Annotated in this window: 12 protein-coding genes; 1 reads left to right on the top strand and 11 read right to left on the bottom strand. The window is 69.4% G+C overall.

Annotation, left to right across the window (positions count from 1 at the left end):
* Position 1: 1 nt before the first annotated feature.
* The 10 genes from J8M51_RS43075 to J8M51_RS43030 form a co-directional block, all read right to left on the bottom strand.
* A complete protein-coding gene (locus J8M51_RS43075; RefSeq protein WP_179203202.1) occupies positions 2-826 on the bottom strand; it encodes a hypothetical protein in 825 nt (274 codons plus the stop codon).
* Positions 823-2,901: a hypothetical protein gene (locus J8M51_RS43070; RefSeq protein ID WP_267300048.1), complete on the bottom strand. Its 2,079-nt coding sequence runs from the start codon at positions 2,899-2,901 to the stop codon at positions 823-825. The genes J8M51_RS43075 and J8M51_RS43070 overlap by 4 nt, the downstream gene beginning before the upstream one ends.
* The gene (locus tag J8M51_RS43065; protein WP_267300047.1) at positions 2,898-3,047 is read right to left on the bottom strand and encodes a hypothetical protein; all 150 of its coding nucleotides are present in this window, start codon (positions 3,045-3,047) and stop codon (positions 2,898-2,900) included. The genes J8M51_RS43070 and J8M51_RS43065 overlap by 4 nt, the downstream gene beginning before the upstream one ends.
* Positions 3,044-5,644, bottom strand: coding sequence for an ATP-binding protein (locus J8M51_RS43060; RefSeq protein WP_086760570.1), 2,601 nt, complete (start codon positions 5,642-5,644; stop codon positions 3,044-3,046). Before J8M51_RS43060 ends, J8M51_RS43065 begins: the two co-directional genes overlap by 4 nt.
* A complete protein-coding gene (locus J8M51_RS43055) occupies positions 5,641-6,510 on the bottom strand; it encodes a hypothetical protein (protein WP_267300046.1) in 870 nt (289 codons plus the stop codon). Before J8M51_RS43055 ends, J8M51_RS43060 begins: the two co-directional genes overlap by 4 nt.
* On the bottom strand, positions 6,507-7,331 hold the full coding sequence (locus J8M51_RS43050; protein WP_086760511.1) for a hypothetical protein: 825 nt from the start codon (positions 7,329-7,331) through the stop codon (positions 6,507-6,509). Before J8M51_RS43050 ends, J8M51_RS43055 begins: the two co-directional genes overlap by 4 nt.
* Complete coding sequence (locus J8M51_RS43045; protein ID WP_060880857.1) at positions 7,331-7,918, bottom strand: hypothetical protein; 588 nt, start codon at positions 7,916-7,918, stop codon at positions 7,331-7,333. Before J8M51_RS43045 ends, J8M51_RS43050 begins: the two co-directional genes overlap by 1 nt.
* Positions 7,919-7,928: 10 nt before the next feature.
* Positions 7,929-8,159 (bottom strand): hypothetical protein, encoded by a 231-nt coding sequence (locus J8M51_RS43040; RefSeq protein ID WP_060880856.1) that lies wholly within the window; start codon positions 8,157-8,159, stop codon positions 7,929-7,931.
* A 95-nt stretch (positions 8,160-8,254) separates the two neighbouring features.
* Entirely contained in the window at positions 8,255-9,298 is a 1,044-nt protein-coding gene (locus J8M51_RS43035; protein WP_086798307.1) for a conjugal transfer protein, read from the bottom strand.
* 232 nt (positions 9,299-9,530) lie between these two features.
* Entirely contained in the window at positions 9,531-11,456 is a 1,926-nt protein-coding gene (locus tag J8M51_RS43030; RefSeq protein ID WP_179202190.1) for a hypothetical protein, read from the bottom strand.
* Positions 11,457-11,790: 334 nt separating this feature from the next.
* Between J8M51_RS43030 and J8M51_RS43025 the strand changes: the two genes are divergently transcribed.
* Entirely contained in the window at positions 11,791-12,363 is a 573-nt protein-coding gene (locus J8M51_RS43025; protein WP_129260274.1) for a hypothetical protein, read from the top strand.
* A 241-nt stretch (positions 12,364-12,604) separates the two neighbouring features.
* Here J8M51_RS43025 and J8M51_RS43020 read toward each other — a convergent pair whose 3' ends face one another.
* Positions 12,605-13,996 carry a DUF2637 domain-containing protein gene (locus J8M51_RS43020; protein WP_237276784.1) on the bottom strand — a complete coding sequence of 464 codons (1,392 nt, stop codon included), beginning with the start codon at positions 13,994-13,996 and terminating at the stop codon, positions 12,605-12,607.
* Between the last annotated feature and the right edge of the window lie 1,075 nt (positions 13,997-15,071).

Below are 15,071 nucleotides of genomic sequence, written 5' to 3'. Positions count from 1 at the left end.
GCTACTCCTTCAGCCCGAGGACGCGGGTGACCATCCAGCGCGAGGCGGCATCAGCGCGCGCGACCTCGATGGTCAGGTGGCGGGTGTAGCGGTAGGACTCGGTGGCCTTGACGTCGAGGCTGACGTCGGCCTGCAGGTACACGCGGACCGAGGTGTCGGGGGCGGGCCGGTCCTTCGCGCTGGGCTGGCCGATGTCGACCTTGGTGGGCTTGGCCTCGGTGGCCTGGGCGGCCACCAGCTCGTTGAAGTCGCGGTCGTCGTGCTTTTTCAGGTTCTCCACCAGCGGGGTGGAGGCGTATGGGGCGGCGCGCTCGACGGCCGCCTTGTGACTGCCGTCCTCGACCGGGCGGCGCAGGGTGTAGGCGGTGACGAACGCGTTGGCGACGGCCTCGGGTTCATCCGCGACCGTGGGCGCGCTCGCGGTGGGCGTGGGCGAGGCGCTGGCCTGCTCCTCGGGGGCTTCGACGGTCGGGGTGGCCTTGGGCTTCGCGGTGTCGGCGCCGTGCCGGTCGGGCCACAGCCAGGCGGCGCCGGCCACGGCCGCGGCCAGGATCAGGGCGATGACCGGGATGACGGTGGGGGTTGGGGTCTTCTTGCGCTCCTCGCGGATCCACTCGGTGCGCTCGTCGCGGCGGGCCGAGTGCCACCGGCGCTTGGCCTTGCGGCGCTTGCGTCCGCGCAACTCGTCGATCTCGGGCGGGAGTTCCTCTTCGCGGAGCAGCTCGCGCCACTCGGCGGCGCTCTGCGGGACCGGCGCCCGGCCGGACTTCCCGCGGGATGCGGCGGACTCGTTGTCGGAGGTTCGGGGCTTCTTCTCGTGCGTCACGGCGGGCTCCGTACGGGCGGCGCATAGGGGTATGCGGGCATGGCGAGATGGCCCCGGGGCGGTCCGTGGCGGGTTCCGCTGGCCGGCAGGGCGCTGCTGCCTGGGGTCCTGCCGGGCGTACGCGGCGGCCGGGGTGTGGCCGGCGGCGGGTACGTGCGGAACCGGGCGCCGGTCGGGTTGGCCGGCCGGTTGATGACGGTGCCCTGGATGGTGGTGGGCCGGTGGGACGGGTTGGCCGGCGGGACTCCGGTGCGCCGCGGTGCTCCGGGCCGCACAGTGTGGCCGCCTGCGGTGGTTCCGCCCGGTCCGGTGCGACCGGGGCCGCCGGGCCTGCGGGGCGGTCCGGGGCGGGGCCCGGTGCCGGGGCGGGTGCGCCGTCCGCCGGGCGCGCCGGGCCCGGTGCCTCCGGGGCCGGTGCCGGCGGGTCCGTGGGGTCCGGTCGGTGCGCCGGGCAGTCCCGGGGTGCCCGGCCCGCCGGGCCGGTGCGCGGTGGGCGGGTAGCTCGGCGGCGGCGGGATCGTGCGGCTGGGGCGGCTGCGGACGTCGCCGGTGTTGGACGACCCGCTCGATCCGCTGTCGTCGCTTCCTCCGCGGCCGCCGCCGCGGGGTTCGGGGGCGGGGTGGCGGTCCGTGTCGCCGAAGCCGCCGCGGCGCCGGCCGCTGACGGCGCTACGCAGACGGCGCGCGGAGGCCATCCGGCCCAGGGTGCTGAGCACGCCGCGGCCGGCCATCTGGGCGCCGCCGGCGCTGACGATCCCGTCGAGGCGTCCCTTGACCTTGAACGCCATGGCGGCCGCGCAGATGTTGAGGGCGCTGACCATGAGCCAGCCGTAGGTCGGCAGCAGCGACATCATCGCGACGCAGACCACCATGACCGAGCCGAGGAGCATGGTCGCGGTGAACGACACCATCACCAGCCCGAGGAGCATTTCGAACCATTGCACGCCCCATTGGCGGGGTTTACCTGGAATGCACCAGAGGGTGGCGAATGCGACGCCGCAGACGAGCAGCATCAAGGCGCCGATGAGGCTGGCCAACGTCGTGAAGGCCAAGGTCAGGGCGAGGGCGCAGAAGATGACGCAGCTGATGATGCCGGCGATCAGGACGCCGATCCGGCCTCCGGGGGTGTGGCCCTGGCGCCACTGGACGGCTTCGCTGCCGACGGTCTCGTCGTTGAGCGTCTCGGAGAGGTAGTCCTCGCGTGCCTCCATGTCGGTGCCGAGCTTGACGACCTCGTTGCCCCACTTCTGGCAGGCGGCGACGGACCCAAGGTCCGCTATGCACCACGGTGTTGCGACATACGTTCGCCACACCGCGTCGCCGGCCTTGCGGACGGTGTTGTCCTTCTCGTTGTCCGACCACTTCGGGGTGGGGGTCTTGAACGGCATCGCCGAGTCGTCGTTGCCAGACAGGCCGGCCCCGATCGTGGACATGGCGACCGAGGCGCCCAACTGCCGTCCGTTGTCGACACCTTTGACCCAGGTAGCGGGGGCGACGAGGAAGGTGGTGGCGATCGCCGCGGACGCCGCGACCCAGGCGATCTGCCCCAGCGGGGAGGACTCCGACTTCTTGGCCCAGGCGACGAACCCTCCGACCGCGACGGCGGTCGGCAGGAACGTCGTCATCATCGGGCCGGCCGCGGCCCCGATCGCCTTGGAGATGGCGCCCTCAATCTCCGGGAGGTTGACCACGTTGAAGCACCACCCGACCACCACCACAGCGGCCCGGCCGACCAGGGTCAGGACCTGCATCAGCATGTTCCCGAACCCGTGCAGCCACCCGTCGATCAAGTCGCCGCCGGTCAGGTCGTCACTCAACTGCTTGTCGAGCTGGTACACCTCGGGGCTGTAGGACTCGAACAGGGTGCCCTGGCCCGGGGGTTTGAACGGGCTCGGCATCATGTCGCCAATGCCGCCCGGCTTGTACTTGTCGGAGTCGTCGGCGGCCGCGGCCGGGGCGAGGACGCCGATGGTGGCCAGGATCCCCGCGGTGGGGAGCATCAGGGTGCGCAGCCGCGGCAGGGCGAGCCAGAGCCGGATCGCCGCGTAGCGGAATCGTTTCAGCAGGTCCTTCATGCCATCGGCTCCCGAACTTCGGCCACCGGGGTGACGGTGGCGCCGGCCGCGACCGTGGCGGTCAGGTTGCGCTGTCGTGGGGTCACGGCGGCTGCCTCCCTGGGTTCGCAGGCGGCTTCGGCCGGCCCGCTGCGGATGGGGGTCATGCGGCTTCCGACCCTTCCTGCGGCGGGTTGTGGACAGAGTCCGCGGATTCGGCGCCGGGGGTCTTGTCCAGCGGCACGGCGTCCTGGAGGGCGGCCTCGCGGTCCTCGGCCTGGTCCTTGGGGTTGGTGGACAGGGCGCGCAGCAGCTCGTAGGAGGGGGCGTCCCACTGCATGGTCGCCACCCGGTCACGGCGGTCCCTGACGATGCAGTGGCCGTGACGGATGTCGCCGTGCGCGTCCTTGCCGACTCCGTGGATCAGGGCGCGGGTGCTGTCGGAGACGGGCAGGCGCAGCAGTTCGGCCATCGCGTCCTGCTGAGAGCGAGTGCTCTGCTCAAAGGCGCAAACCGTCGTAATTGCCTCCAGTACGCCGTCCATGCCGAGGAGGGACTTCGGGTCCTGGGTGTCGATCGCGAGGGAGGTGTCGAGCGCTCGTCCGGTACGGGCGATGTAGTCGATGAACCGCCTGCCGTCGTCTGTCCCGGTGAGCACGTGCACCTCGGGAATTGCCACGACCTTGGGGAGATTGCGCAGGTCAGCGCGGGCGGACGTGTTCAACGCGTACGCGATGAGACCGCGCATCAGGGCGAGGGAGACCCGCTCGGTCATCGTCATCTCCCCCGGGCGGGTGCCGGCCTGCGGCATCGTCAGGCCGGGCACCTGGACCAGCCACAGTCCCGGTTCCGGGCGCAGCGGAGAGGCGCCGTCGTGCGGGTTGCCGAGCAGGGGCGCGCCAAGCTGGGTCTGCGACAGCTCCGAGAGCGCCTCGCCGGCCTCCCTGGCGAGCGGGTCGCTGCTGGCCAGCAGGTACTCGACCACCCGCCAGGTCGCCGCGTCCTCGTGCTGGGCGACCGCGTTGCAGGCCCGCAGCAGGTGCGTCTCGACACCGGCGTCCCGCATCCGCTCCGGCAGGATGATCAGCAGCTGGGAGACGACTTGCAGGGCGGCGTCGCCCTTGGGCAGGAGGCGGAAGACGTCGGCCACGGCCGGGGTGTCGACACCGCAGGTCACGTGGTGCGAGTCCAGGCCCAGGTACTCGCCGGCCTTCACCAGGCCGCCTTCGTCGCCCTTGAAGCCCAGCATCAGGCTGAACGCGCCCTTGAGGCCGGCGATCAGCGTCGCCAGCATCATGCTGGTCGTCTTGCCGCGGCCGGACCGGCCGACGAATGCCGTGGTCGTCGCGTCGCCCCTGGCCGAGCCGGCGGTGATGTCGATGCGGCACACGCCCGGGGTGGTGCCGGTGAGCAGCCCGGCGATCGGGCCCTCGTCGTCCCCGGCCTCCGACCCGCCCCAGAACATGCTGGCGGCGAGCGCGTCGGTGGTGCGGATGTGCCCGAGGTCGAGCACGCGGAGCATGTCGCCGATCTGCGCCTCCAGCCACAGCTCCCGCTGCTCCTCGGAGGCAACCGTGACGTCGATGGACAGGCCCGCGTAGTGGGAGGTGACCGCGTCCGTGCGGGCACGCAGGTCCTCGAGGGACTCGGTGCTGGAGACGATGATCCGCGGGTGGTCCTCCAGGAGCGTCATGCCGTCGCGGGACATTTGCCGGCGCAGGTCCTCCATCACCGCTTCGGTCTCTTCGGTCTCCGCGAACGTCTCGCCGGCCGACCCTTCGGCCGCGCTGCGCCGCTGCTCCTTGGCGGACTGGCGCTGCTTGTCGACGGACTTGATCGCGGCGCCCTTCTGCCACACCGAGAAGCGCACGCTCGCCTCCGGGCACACCAGCGCGTCGTCGCCGGTGACCGGGTGGGTGTAGCTGATCTCGGAGAGGCAACGCAGCCACTCCTGCTCGCCGGGAGTGATCAACTCCTCGGGGAAGGCGGGCATCGCCAGCACGCTCACCCACGCGGCGGTCTCACCGCGGGCGTCCATCATCCGTACGTGATCGGAGTGCGGGATGGCCTTGGACTGGGTCAGGCGGACCAGGGAGGCGCCCTGGATGGTGGGCAGGTGCGGCGGGGCCGGCTGCGGGCGGAACGACTCGCGGGACACGGCCCAGGCGATCAGCTCGGCCGGGGCGATCCGGGCGCGCCAGGGGGTGGTCTCCAGGCGGCGCTCCATCCGCCGCGCGAGCCCGTCGAGGTGGGCGAGTTCGGTCTCGTCCAGCCCGGTGTGGCCGATGCCGAGCGCGCCGGCGACGCCGTTCTTGACGGTGGCGTTGGCCGCGGAGTCCCGCTCGACGAGGCGTATGCCGAGCAGGATGTGCCGCTGGGGAAGGTCGAGGGTGTCCAGGCGCTGCGCCCACATCGCGGCGACCGCCTCGACGTCGCCGGCGGTGAAGATCTGCCGTGCTTCCTCGCGGTAGTCCTCGCCGTCCAGGCGCGCCCAGATGACCTTGAGGTGGCAGTCGTAGCCGGGCAGGACCTTCGCGAGTGCCAGTGCGGCCGCGTCCTGCTCCATGTCCTGACGGTCTTCGGGCATCAGGTCGGTGTTGGAGGAGGACAGGGTGAACCACGCCTCGGCGGCGACGTCGGTGACGACCAGGCCGTCGGCGATGGCCACCAACTGCGGTTCCTTCATGAGGCGTTCGGCGCCCAGCCCGAGGAGCCGGCCGAACTTGCTCGCGGACTTCTTCGCCGCCTTGGTGGTGGTGCTCATCGCTGGAACTCCTTCGTGCGGCAGACGGCGGGGGGCTGGTCGGGGGCGCGGTGGGCGAGGGTGGCGGCGGCGTCCTGGGCGATCCGGGCGGCTTGCACGAGGCGGTGGTCGCCATCCCGGGTGAGGTGGTGCCACAGGCCGGGGCGGAAGCCGGTGCTCGGGGGGCGCGTCCGGTCGGTGAGCCCGGCGATGCGCCAGGTCCGGTCGTTCGGCTCGATCAGCAGGCGGGTAGAGAACAGGTCCCGGGCCAGTCCGTTGAGCGGGCCGGGCAGTTCCCGGCAGGCGAGGACGACCTGGATGCCGGCCAGGCGGCCGTGGGCCAGGACCGCGGTGAGCGCGTCCAGGGCGACGCCGTTGGGCCGGGGGTCGGCCTGGTGGTCCAGCAGCACCTGGGTGGTTCCGTCGTTCTCCACCAACAGCAGCCGCCTGGGCCCGGGGTGTCCCTTCGCGGCGCGGCCGCGGGCCTGGTGCGCGAGGCCGATCAGGTGCCGGTGCAGCTGGTCGGGGTCGTCCACGTACGTGACGCGGTCAAGGCCACGGGCCCAGTCGTGCCCGACGTGGTGGACGTCGAGGATGTCCAGGTGCTGGCCGGCTGCGAGGGCCTGCGCGCCGAGGCTGCGCAGCAGTTCGGTGGTGCCCATGCCGGGCGGGGCCACCGCCAGGACGTGCCCGTCGGCGGGGGTGAGATGGACGGCGCCGCCTTCGGCGTCGAGGCCGATCAGCGGGTGCTCGCTCAGCCGGGCGGCCTTCTGCCCGGCGCCGTGTGTCAGGTCGACGTGCGGTTGCGGCAGGCGAGGTGTACCCGGCTCGCTTGAAACGCTCGGCTCTCGGGGTGGGCTGGGGCGGCGTCGGGACAGGAACCTCATGCCGCCTCACCCGTCTCGATCACGCCGCGCGCCAGGGCGCGGGCTTCGGAGTCGCTGAGGTAGAGGGCCTGGAACGCGGTGACCTTCTGGTCGGCGACGACGTGCATGCGGCCCGGGATGGTGGAGTAGGGCGGGATGGACCACACCTCGGGGGCGACGCGCTGCCACAGCGCGGCGCCGCCGTAGGCGAGGATCCGGGTGGGGAAGACGTCCTTGACGGGGACGGCGCCCAGGCCCGGCAGGCCGACGCGCGGGTTGCCGGCGAAGACCTGGATGCCGAAGGCGGGGCCGGCGGCGAGGAGCACGCCGAGGGCCTCGACGCCGGGGGCCTCCTCCAGCTGGGTTTCCGGGCGGGTCTGGGACCAGTACTCGCGCAGCCCGTACGCGACGGTGCCCAGGTGCTCGACGACCATGACGTGGCGTCCGCGCCAGCTGCCGTCCCAGTCGCCGGTGCCGTCCTGCAGGGCGGCCACGTTGAGCAGCAGGTGGTCGTGGATCTCCGGGATCCGGGACAGGTAGCGCACGCCGGGCAGGTCGCGGGCCCAGTGGTGTCCCGCCCCGCCCGGGTCGATGAGGTCGACGCTCGCGCCGAGTGCGAGGGCCTGCGCGGTCAGGGAGCGCAGCAGGGTGGTGGTGCCGCCGCCGGCGCCGGTGGCGACCAGGGCGTGCTCGGCGCCGGCGTGCAGGTGGACCGGCTTGTCGCCGTCGGCGAGGCCGAGCAGCGGGGTGCGGGCGGCGTTGAGCGCGGGCAGGGTGTGCGGGTCCGTGAGGCGCACCGCCTTGCGCAGCGCCTGGATCGGGATGGAGGTCTGGGAGCTCATCAGCTGCTGCCCTTCGGTGCATGACGGGCGGCGCTGCGGCGCCGCTTGGCGGTCTTGGTGCGGGCCTTGGCGACGGCGTCGGGGCCGTACATGCGCAGGCGGGGCCGCAGGTGGGCGGGCTTGCCGCAGGACTCGGCGGCGTCAGGGGAGTCGCCGTCGGTGGTGAAGTAGGAGGAGAACGCCGGCATTTCGGCGAGCTGCGGGGCCCGTTCGGCCAGGCGCTGGGTACGCAGCCGCAGGCCGACCTTCGGGGCGGGGATGCGGCCGCGGCCGATGACCGGCCTCACGCCGTGATTGAGGAAGTTGAGCCGCACCCCCCACAGCAGGAGGTTGGTCCGCCGCCAGTACGTGGTGGACCGCTTCGCCCCGTAGTAGGTGAAGAAGAGCGGCGGCAGCAGGAACAGCGGGATCAGCGGCTTGAGCGGGAACCCGAAAAGCAGCAGCCAGGCGCCCCACCACAGCGGGAACATCACGGCGCCGTACTTCAAGGTGGTCCGCGGCAGGCCTTCGCCCAGGTCCAGGCCCAGCAGCTCGTGCTGCCGGGTCTCCAAGTCCCAGTGCCGGGTGTAGGTGTTGGAGGTTCGCATCGCCGCCGCCTCAGCCCGTGAAGACCGTGGCGATCTTGGCGCCGATGAACTTCAGGATCGTGACGGCCTGGTTCGGCGTGAAGATCATGACCGCGACGACGGCGCCGCCGACCATGTGCGTGATCAGCGCGCCCCACTCCTTCTTCATCCAGTGCCCGAAGCCACGAACGGCCAGGACGGCGACGAACAGGGAGCCGACGACGGCGAGAATCCAGGAAACGAGCGCGTTGTCTCCGCCCATGGGGGATCCACTCCTTGGGTTGGTGGGGATGGGTGTTGACGGGCCGGCCGAGCGGCGGGCCCGCGGCAGCCGCCGCGGTGACGGGCGGGGGGCGGCTACGCGGTCTTGGCGGTGACCGCCTCGACCTGCCAGCGGCTCGCGCTGCTGGCCGAGACCTTGGTGAGGGTGATCTGGTAGGTCTGCTGGATCTGTGCGCCGCCGAGCTTCCAGCGCACGGTCGCCGTGCCGAGGCGCTTGTCGCCGCTGCCGGCGTCCACGACCCACGAGTCGAGGGTGTCCAGGGACAGCCCGAGGCCGAGCGGCTGGATGTCGGCGCCGGGCGCGGCCGCCTGGTCCTCGCTGCCCGCCGCCCAGGACTTGAGGAAGTCCTTGACCGTGTCGCGGGTCAGCCCGGAGAGCTGGGAGTCAGCCTCGGGACCGTCCGGCGCCTTATAGTCGGCGGCGGTCGGCATGCCGACCATCGCGGGCTGACCGGTGACCACGACCCGGCCCTTCCCCTGAGCGACCGGAACCTCCAGGCCGCGCCAACTCGTCGCGGTCCGCTGGTTCTTGCCGCTGCCGGTCACGACGCTCACCCGGACGTCGACTCGGACCCGGGCCCGCTTGCCGCCGACCTGGGTGACGGTGCCGGGGATGGTCTGCGCGACCAACTGGACGCCTGCGCCGTTCCACCCGAGCTTCGGGTCGACGCCCTTGGCGAGGTCGGCCTCGAGCTCCTTCGCCCGGGAGTCGGGGTCAGCTGCGTTCCAGTTCATGTACGAGCGCGCGAACCGGGCGGCGACCTGCTGCGCCTCGGCCTCGGGCACGTTGTTCTTCCTCGCCTCGGCCTGCGGGTCCGTCTGCTCGACGGGGGCCGGCGGCTTGGTGGGGAAGATCCACGTCCGCACGCCGGTGAACGCGGCCAGTCCGATGACCAGCCAGATCGCCACCCGCCCCGCCTTGCGGGCGGCCGAGCGTCCCGAGGACTCCTCCTCTTCCGCCCAGCCCAGCGCGGCCGGCGCCCGCGACGGCGTCGCCCTCCCCTCCCCCGCCTCCGGCAAAGGCGTCCCCACCGAGGCGTCCTCGGCGGCGGTGTTTCCTTCATCACCGCCCTTGGGCTCTTTCGGTGGAAGATTCAGCATCTTCCGCAGCGCACTCATCCCGTACTCCTCGGCCAATTCCCAATAACCGACCTCCGCGCATAAGGGCATGACGGGTTGTCATGCGTCCTCACGCTTGTCGCGGAAAGCTCACACGGGAAACGTAGAATCGTTGACCTGTGGATAAGTTCCGGCGATTCGGCAGCGCCACCGGGCCCCGGGCGCGAGGGCACAAAAAATGGGGGCCACGGGAAATCCCGTGGCCCCCTTGGGGTGCTAGCCGGTCTGCCGGTCAGTCCTGGCCGGCGTCGCCGCTCTGCTGCTCCTCGGCCTGGTCGTCGTCATCGCCGTCGACGTCCTCGGCCGCCTCGTCCTGGTCGTCATGCTCCTCATCGGGTTCTTCGGGCTCCTCGTCCTCGTCGGGCCCGTAGTACTCGGCGAGGTCGGCCAGGGCGAACAGTTCCTTGCCGTCGACGACGTGACCGGTCGGGAAGTCCTTCCGGCGCCGCTTGTGCTGCCGCATCAGCTCGGCGCTGACCTCGATCCCTTCTTCAGCCAGCCGCCGGGAGATCTCCGCCAGCGGCAGGAGTTCCACCTCCTCCCCCGGCTCGCCGGCGCCATCCTGCTCGGCACCGCCCTCCAAGGCCGGCGGATCGTCCTTGACCATGTCCACCGACGGCCGTCCTCCGTCACCACCGCCCTGGCCTGCGGAGATGGCCTGCTTGTCGGGGTCGGCGTCCTTCGTGAACAGCGGCGTCGATTTCTGCAGCAGGGACGGCAGCCGCTGAGGACTGCGCGCCGGCGGAGCGCCGTACAGGTCCTCGGTGCTGTAGCCGAGCTTGGCGCGCAACTCCATGCTGTGGGTGCGGAAGTCCTCCGGGTCCGCGTACGGGACCTGGATCCAGACGCGACGGTTGCCCTCGATGATCATCATGCGGCCGGCCCGGTCGACGCTCTCGGGAACCGGCGTCGTGTTGACGATCATCTTCCACTGATTTGCGTTGAAGTTGCCCATAAGGATCATTCGGAACATGTTGCGCAGACCCCGGGAGCCGACCGCGGCCTCCCGAAGGTCCTGGAACACACCGATGATCGTCACGTTGACGTGCCGGCCCATGCGCATGATCGACGCGATGTCGCCCCAGATGGGGTCGCTGGCGGGCTCGCCTTTCTCCTTGTTCTCGTTCCACCATTCCTTCGACGCGTCACCGAATTCATTGCCCTCTTCGAGAATCAGGGTGAGACGGTCGAAGTTCTTTCGCGGGTTGCCCTTCTTCACATAGTTCCGCGCCTCCACCTCGCGGGCAGCCCAGGAAATCGCGGACCGCATGTCCCCGATATTTCCGGGGTCGGTGTAGAGGTGTACGCCCTCGACGCCCTCGAAGCAATTGATGGACGCCATCTTCACGTCGATGCCGATAACCGTCGCCCGCTGACGCACCAGCTGAGTGATGATCATCTGCAGGAACGACGACTTACCGCCGCCGGAGCCCACGGACAGGGCCCACATCGCGGTTTCTCCGGTCATCTCCTTGGTGACCGGGCGCTGCCGCTCGTCGATGCCGAGGACAAGCTGGCCCGGCTCGCACGCGGCGATCGCCTTCTGCACCTCGTCGCTGAAGAAGTCGACCGTCTCCGGGGGCTCCAGCTTCGGCTTCGGCTTCTGCGGGGTGAACACCACGTTGAACGGGTGGTTCTTGAGGTTCCACTCCCCCGCCCACTGCCCGCCCATACGGTCCTGGATCAGCTCCCTCATCTGGTCCTTGAAGCCGCCGGGATCGTGCCAGCCGTCGGGGAGACGCACCGCGACGAACGACCGGTCGATCGGGATGGTGAGAGCGCGCAGCCGCTGGTGATCGTCCCACTCCGAGAGCAGGTCCTTCAGCGCCATGGACATCGGGATCACCAGAGCCCGCATGTGCTGGCGCCGGCCGCGTCCACGGATCGCGGCGACGACCACGATCGGGATCGCGATGGCCGCAGCGATGATCGACACGCGGATCACGCGATCGTGGTCCTTCACCCACCACCACATCCACGCAGCCCAGCCGGCCCAGATCAGAAGCACCAGGCGCAGCAGGGCTATCCCCCACCGCGGCAGGCTCCCCGGTGGTCTTGGCTCACCATCCAGCGGAGCCCCGCTGACGAACCGCCCGAAAACCATGGCCCCTTGCTCCAGGCCGTCTTCGAGCTGCTTGTCGAACTTAGTCTGCGCCACGGCCCACTTCCCCTTCCACGGTCAGCTCCCTCCAGCTCCCCCGCGGTCGCGGAAGAACGATCAGGAGCGAACGTAGAAAGATCAACCTGTGGACAGAGTCCGCGCCCGCCCGCCCCGTGGACGCACCAGTCCGCGAACTCCTTGGAGAAGCACTGCCGTTCGCCGGTGGTCAGCCCCGGTCGGAGGGCGCGCCTCGACCGGGTTCGTGCGAGGAGCCGTCGCCGATGAGGTGGCGAGCTCGGCCCGACACGGAATGCCTCTCAACCACAGCCGGGCGCCCGCGAGTTCTCACCCCAACCCACGTGCCGCGCCCCCGAGCCGCTACCGTCAGAGCATGCACCCCACTTCCTCTGCAGGCCCGGCTGCCGGGACCCCCGCCTACTGGTCGATGCTGGCCCGGGAAGCCGGCAGCTTCGCCCGGAGCCGAGGGGCAAATGCGCCCGGCGACTGGTCTGACGTGGAGTCCTTGATGATGCGCTTGAAGCCGTACGGTGCGGCCGGCCTGCTCGACCTGTGCACGCTACTCGTCCTGCAGGTGGTCAAAAGCTGCCCCGCCGAGCTTCGCGATGCCCAGGGCCGTCCGGTGCTCCCGAGGCTGATCAAGGGCAGGTCCGACGCCCTCACCACAATCGAAGCGGTGTCCTCTGCGAACGCGCGGATGAGCCGCGGGCCCGTGACCGCCGACGACCTGGCTGACGCCGAGAAGCAGGTCGAGCGCATCAACGACCTCGAGGCGACGGTGGCCGCGGCGCTTCAGACGCGGGCCGGACACCTCAAGGCCCGCCGCAACGTACGCCGAGCCCTGACCAGCCAGGGCGGGGGCGAAGGCGAAGCGGGTGCGATCTTCGGCATCCTCAGCGAGATCACGGAGACCATCGGCGGCCGCAGTAGTCACTCCGATGCCTGAGACTCCCCCACGCTCGCGCGAGATGCGGCGATCCTGACGTACGCCGCCAATGCCGGACCCTAGCGACCGACGCTTAGGATCGCTCCTGACGAAGAATCGAACAGATCGAACATGCTCCGCTACTGCGGGCCGATCTCTACCCCGACCTCTTCCTCGGCCGCACACCGACCGGCAGGTCGTCCGCCTCAGCCGGTCCAGTCTGACTCGCAGCGCCCGACCTTACGAGCAACGGCGTGTGGTCTTATGTGGACCCCTCGACCACGGTCAAGGGCCGACCGCTCAGTTGCCTCTCCTCCTCGTCTTTCGTGATTCGGTGAGCCTGCCCCCGGTTCACGTCACGACCGTGGGCCGCGAGCCAATCGACCACAGTCGGGGTATGTGTGGAGCCGAGCACCGTCATCGCGTACCGGACCGCCGCGGCATTCGACTTCAGACGCTCGATGGCAGCCTCGTGCTCAGCACTCGCCGGACCGCGGTGTTCACCTGAGTCACCCATCTCAGGGGCACCCTCGCCGCGGCCAGCCCTCGGCCCCTCCCCCGAGCTCGGCTCCACAGGCTCGGATCCGGTTTTGCCAGCTGGCATCTCACCGCCGAGATCCTTCGTCACGCGATCTGCGCTGTGCTTCGCCGGCATCAGCTCATCGCCGCCGACCTCTTCCTGGGCATCCGGATCTTGCGTCGCTACGCTCCGGGCTCCTACGGCCCCAACCGAGGACTCGCCCGAGGACGGTTCTCCTTCTGGCGAGTAGTCCTCTTGTTCATCTCGCGAGCCATCACCGACGGCCCTTTCGACCTTCACGTCGTCGAGTATCGGCTCGCCAGCCACGGGCTCCGTGCCCCGAAGGTGACCTGCTCGAATCGCGCTCGCATCGTTCTTCACAGTCAGGCGACAGCTGTCCGAGGACATCTCCAGTTCGTGGGTGGCTGAATCGGCGCACACTCCTGACGCGCGAGATTGCGGCTGACTGGGTTCCTCCAGGGGGACTCCAAACCGCGCGATTCGCAGCGGCAGTAGCTCCTCAACAGGCGCCTTCCAACGCCACCCCCGTCCGTACCGCCCTCGTAGCCGGCTCTGGTAGATCAGCCGCTGCTGCTCGGCATGAATCACGTCGTCATACTTCCGGATCTCCCACAGCATCATCCGGCGCCAGAGCTTGAAGGTGGGCAGCGGGGAAAGGATCCATCGCCACAGACGCACGCTCTCCATGTGTCGGTCCGCTGTGATGGCAGCCAGGCGACCGACAGCGTGCCGGGCCGCTTCGACCGTCACCACGAAGAGGATCGGAATGACACTGTGCATTCCGACCCCCACCGGATCCGGCCAAGCCGCCGCCGCGTTGAAGCCGATCGTCGCAGCGGTGAGGAGCCACGCAGCTTGGCGCAGCATCGGGAACGGCATCCGGAGCCACGTCAGCAGCAGATCCAGGGCCAGAAGTACCGCGATGCCAGCGTCGACGCCGATCGGGAACACAGTGGCAAAGGCTCCAAAGCCCTTGCGGATCGCGAGTTCCCGCACTGCCGAGTACGATCCAGCGAAGCCGATCGCCGCGATGACCAAGGCTCCCGCCACCACTACGGCGATCAGGCCGCGCTGGGTTCGGTTCAAGCGAATGTGTCCTTCGCTGCGCTCCACTTCTCACTCCCTCTGATCCGAGTCAGAGAAGCGTGCAGCGACCCACCTGTGGACAGAGTCAGCGCTCCGCAAGAGCCCTCTGTGTCGGGGCGCGTGCGAGTGCCGAACACAGCACTCCACGCCCATGTCTCAGGTCGCCCTGAGAGATAGGCTCGTTGCATCTGTCAGGCTGTCTACCTGCCCACATAGGCAGCTCGGTAGGTGAGACTGTAGGTATGGCGGTAGGTCGGAGTATAGCCATGCCGGTATGCATGCTAGTAGCTATGCAAATAGCTATCCTAGTAGGTACGTAGGTAGCTAGATAGCTATGCACATAGCTAGCCCGATAGGCAGTCACCTAGCTACCTATTTACCTAGGCACGTATGCAGGTAGCTGTGTATTGCCCCGCGCTTTCAGGCGCTGACTACGTTATTGCGCTGCGTGTCTACTTGATGCATGGTTCGCGCGTCATGGTCATCTACTCTTGCCGACTCCGTTTGATTCATCGCTTCGGTCATCCAGCCCCTTCTTGTGCACTTCTCAGGGCTCTGTTGAGTACTTCGAGAGAACCCACCATCCACTGTTTTGCAACTTCATGCACGAACCGATGCCTGTTACTTGCTCGTGTACCTGTGTGGCATTTGGCCGCCTCTCCATTGGCTGTTGTTGTCCCCCATACCAATGTGCTCCGAGTTGAGCGACGACTGTTTGCTCGATAGCGACGGCTACGTCTGCATGTCGTCTAGCGCAGGCTTTGAGGCTTGTTGATGTCAGCAAGGTTTCTTGCAGGAAGCCTGCCATGCACGCTTGGCTTGAAGCAGTCTCACCACTGCTTCCGCACTCTTCACGTCGCCCTTTCGCGGAAGGGCATACGCACCTGCGTATCGGCTCGTCTCCAACTTCGACTATTCACAGATTCGCGAGATCGCGCTGCTCTGCGATGCGCTGAAGCACCGAGGCTCTCAGGAGCGAAGCTGCACGCGACTTGAACTATCACCGCTTCACGGTCTTGTGGCTCTGCTGCCTCGCGCGGGCACGTGGCGTTGTCACCCCGCCGTCTTCCAGACCAGCGCTTCGCCGCGCCCCACAGCTCCG

It is taken from the genome of Streptomyces griseiscabiei (genome assembly GCF_020010925.1).
Taxonomy (GTDB): Bacteria; Actinomycetota; Actinomycetes; order Streptomycetales; family Streptomycetaceae; genus Streptomyces; species Streptomyces griseiscabiei.
The sequence above is the reverse complement of the archived record's forward strand: the minus strand, read 5'-3'. Positions and strand labels throughout refer to the sequence as shown.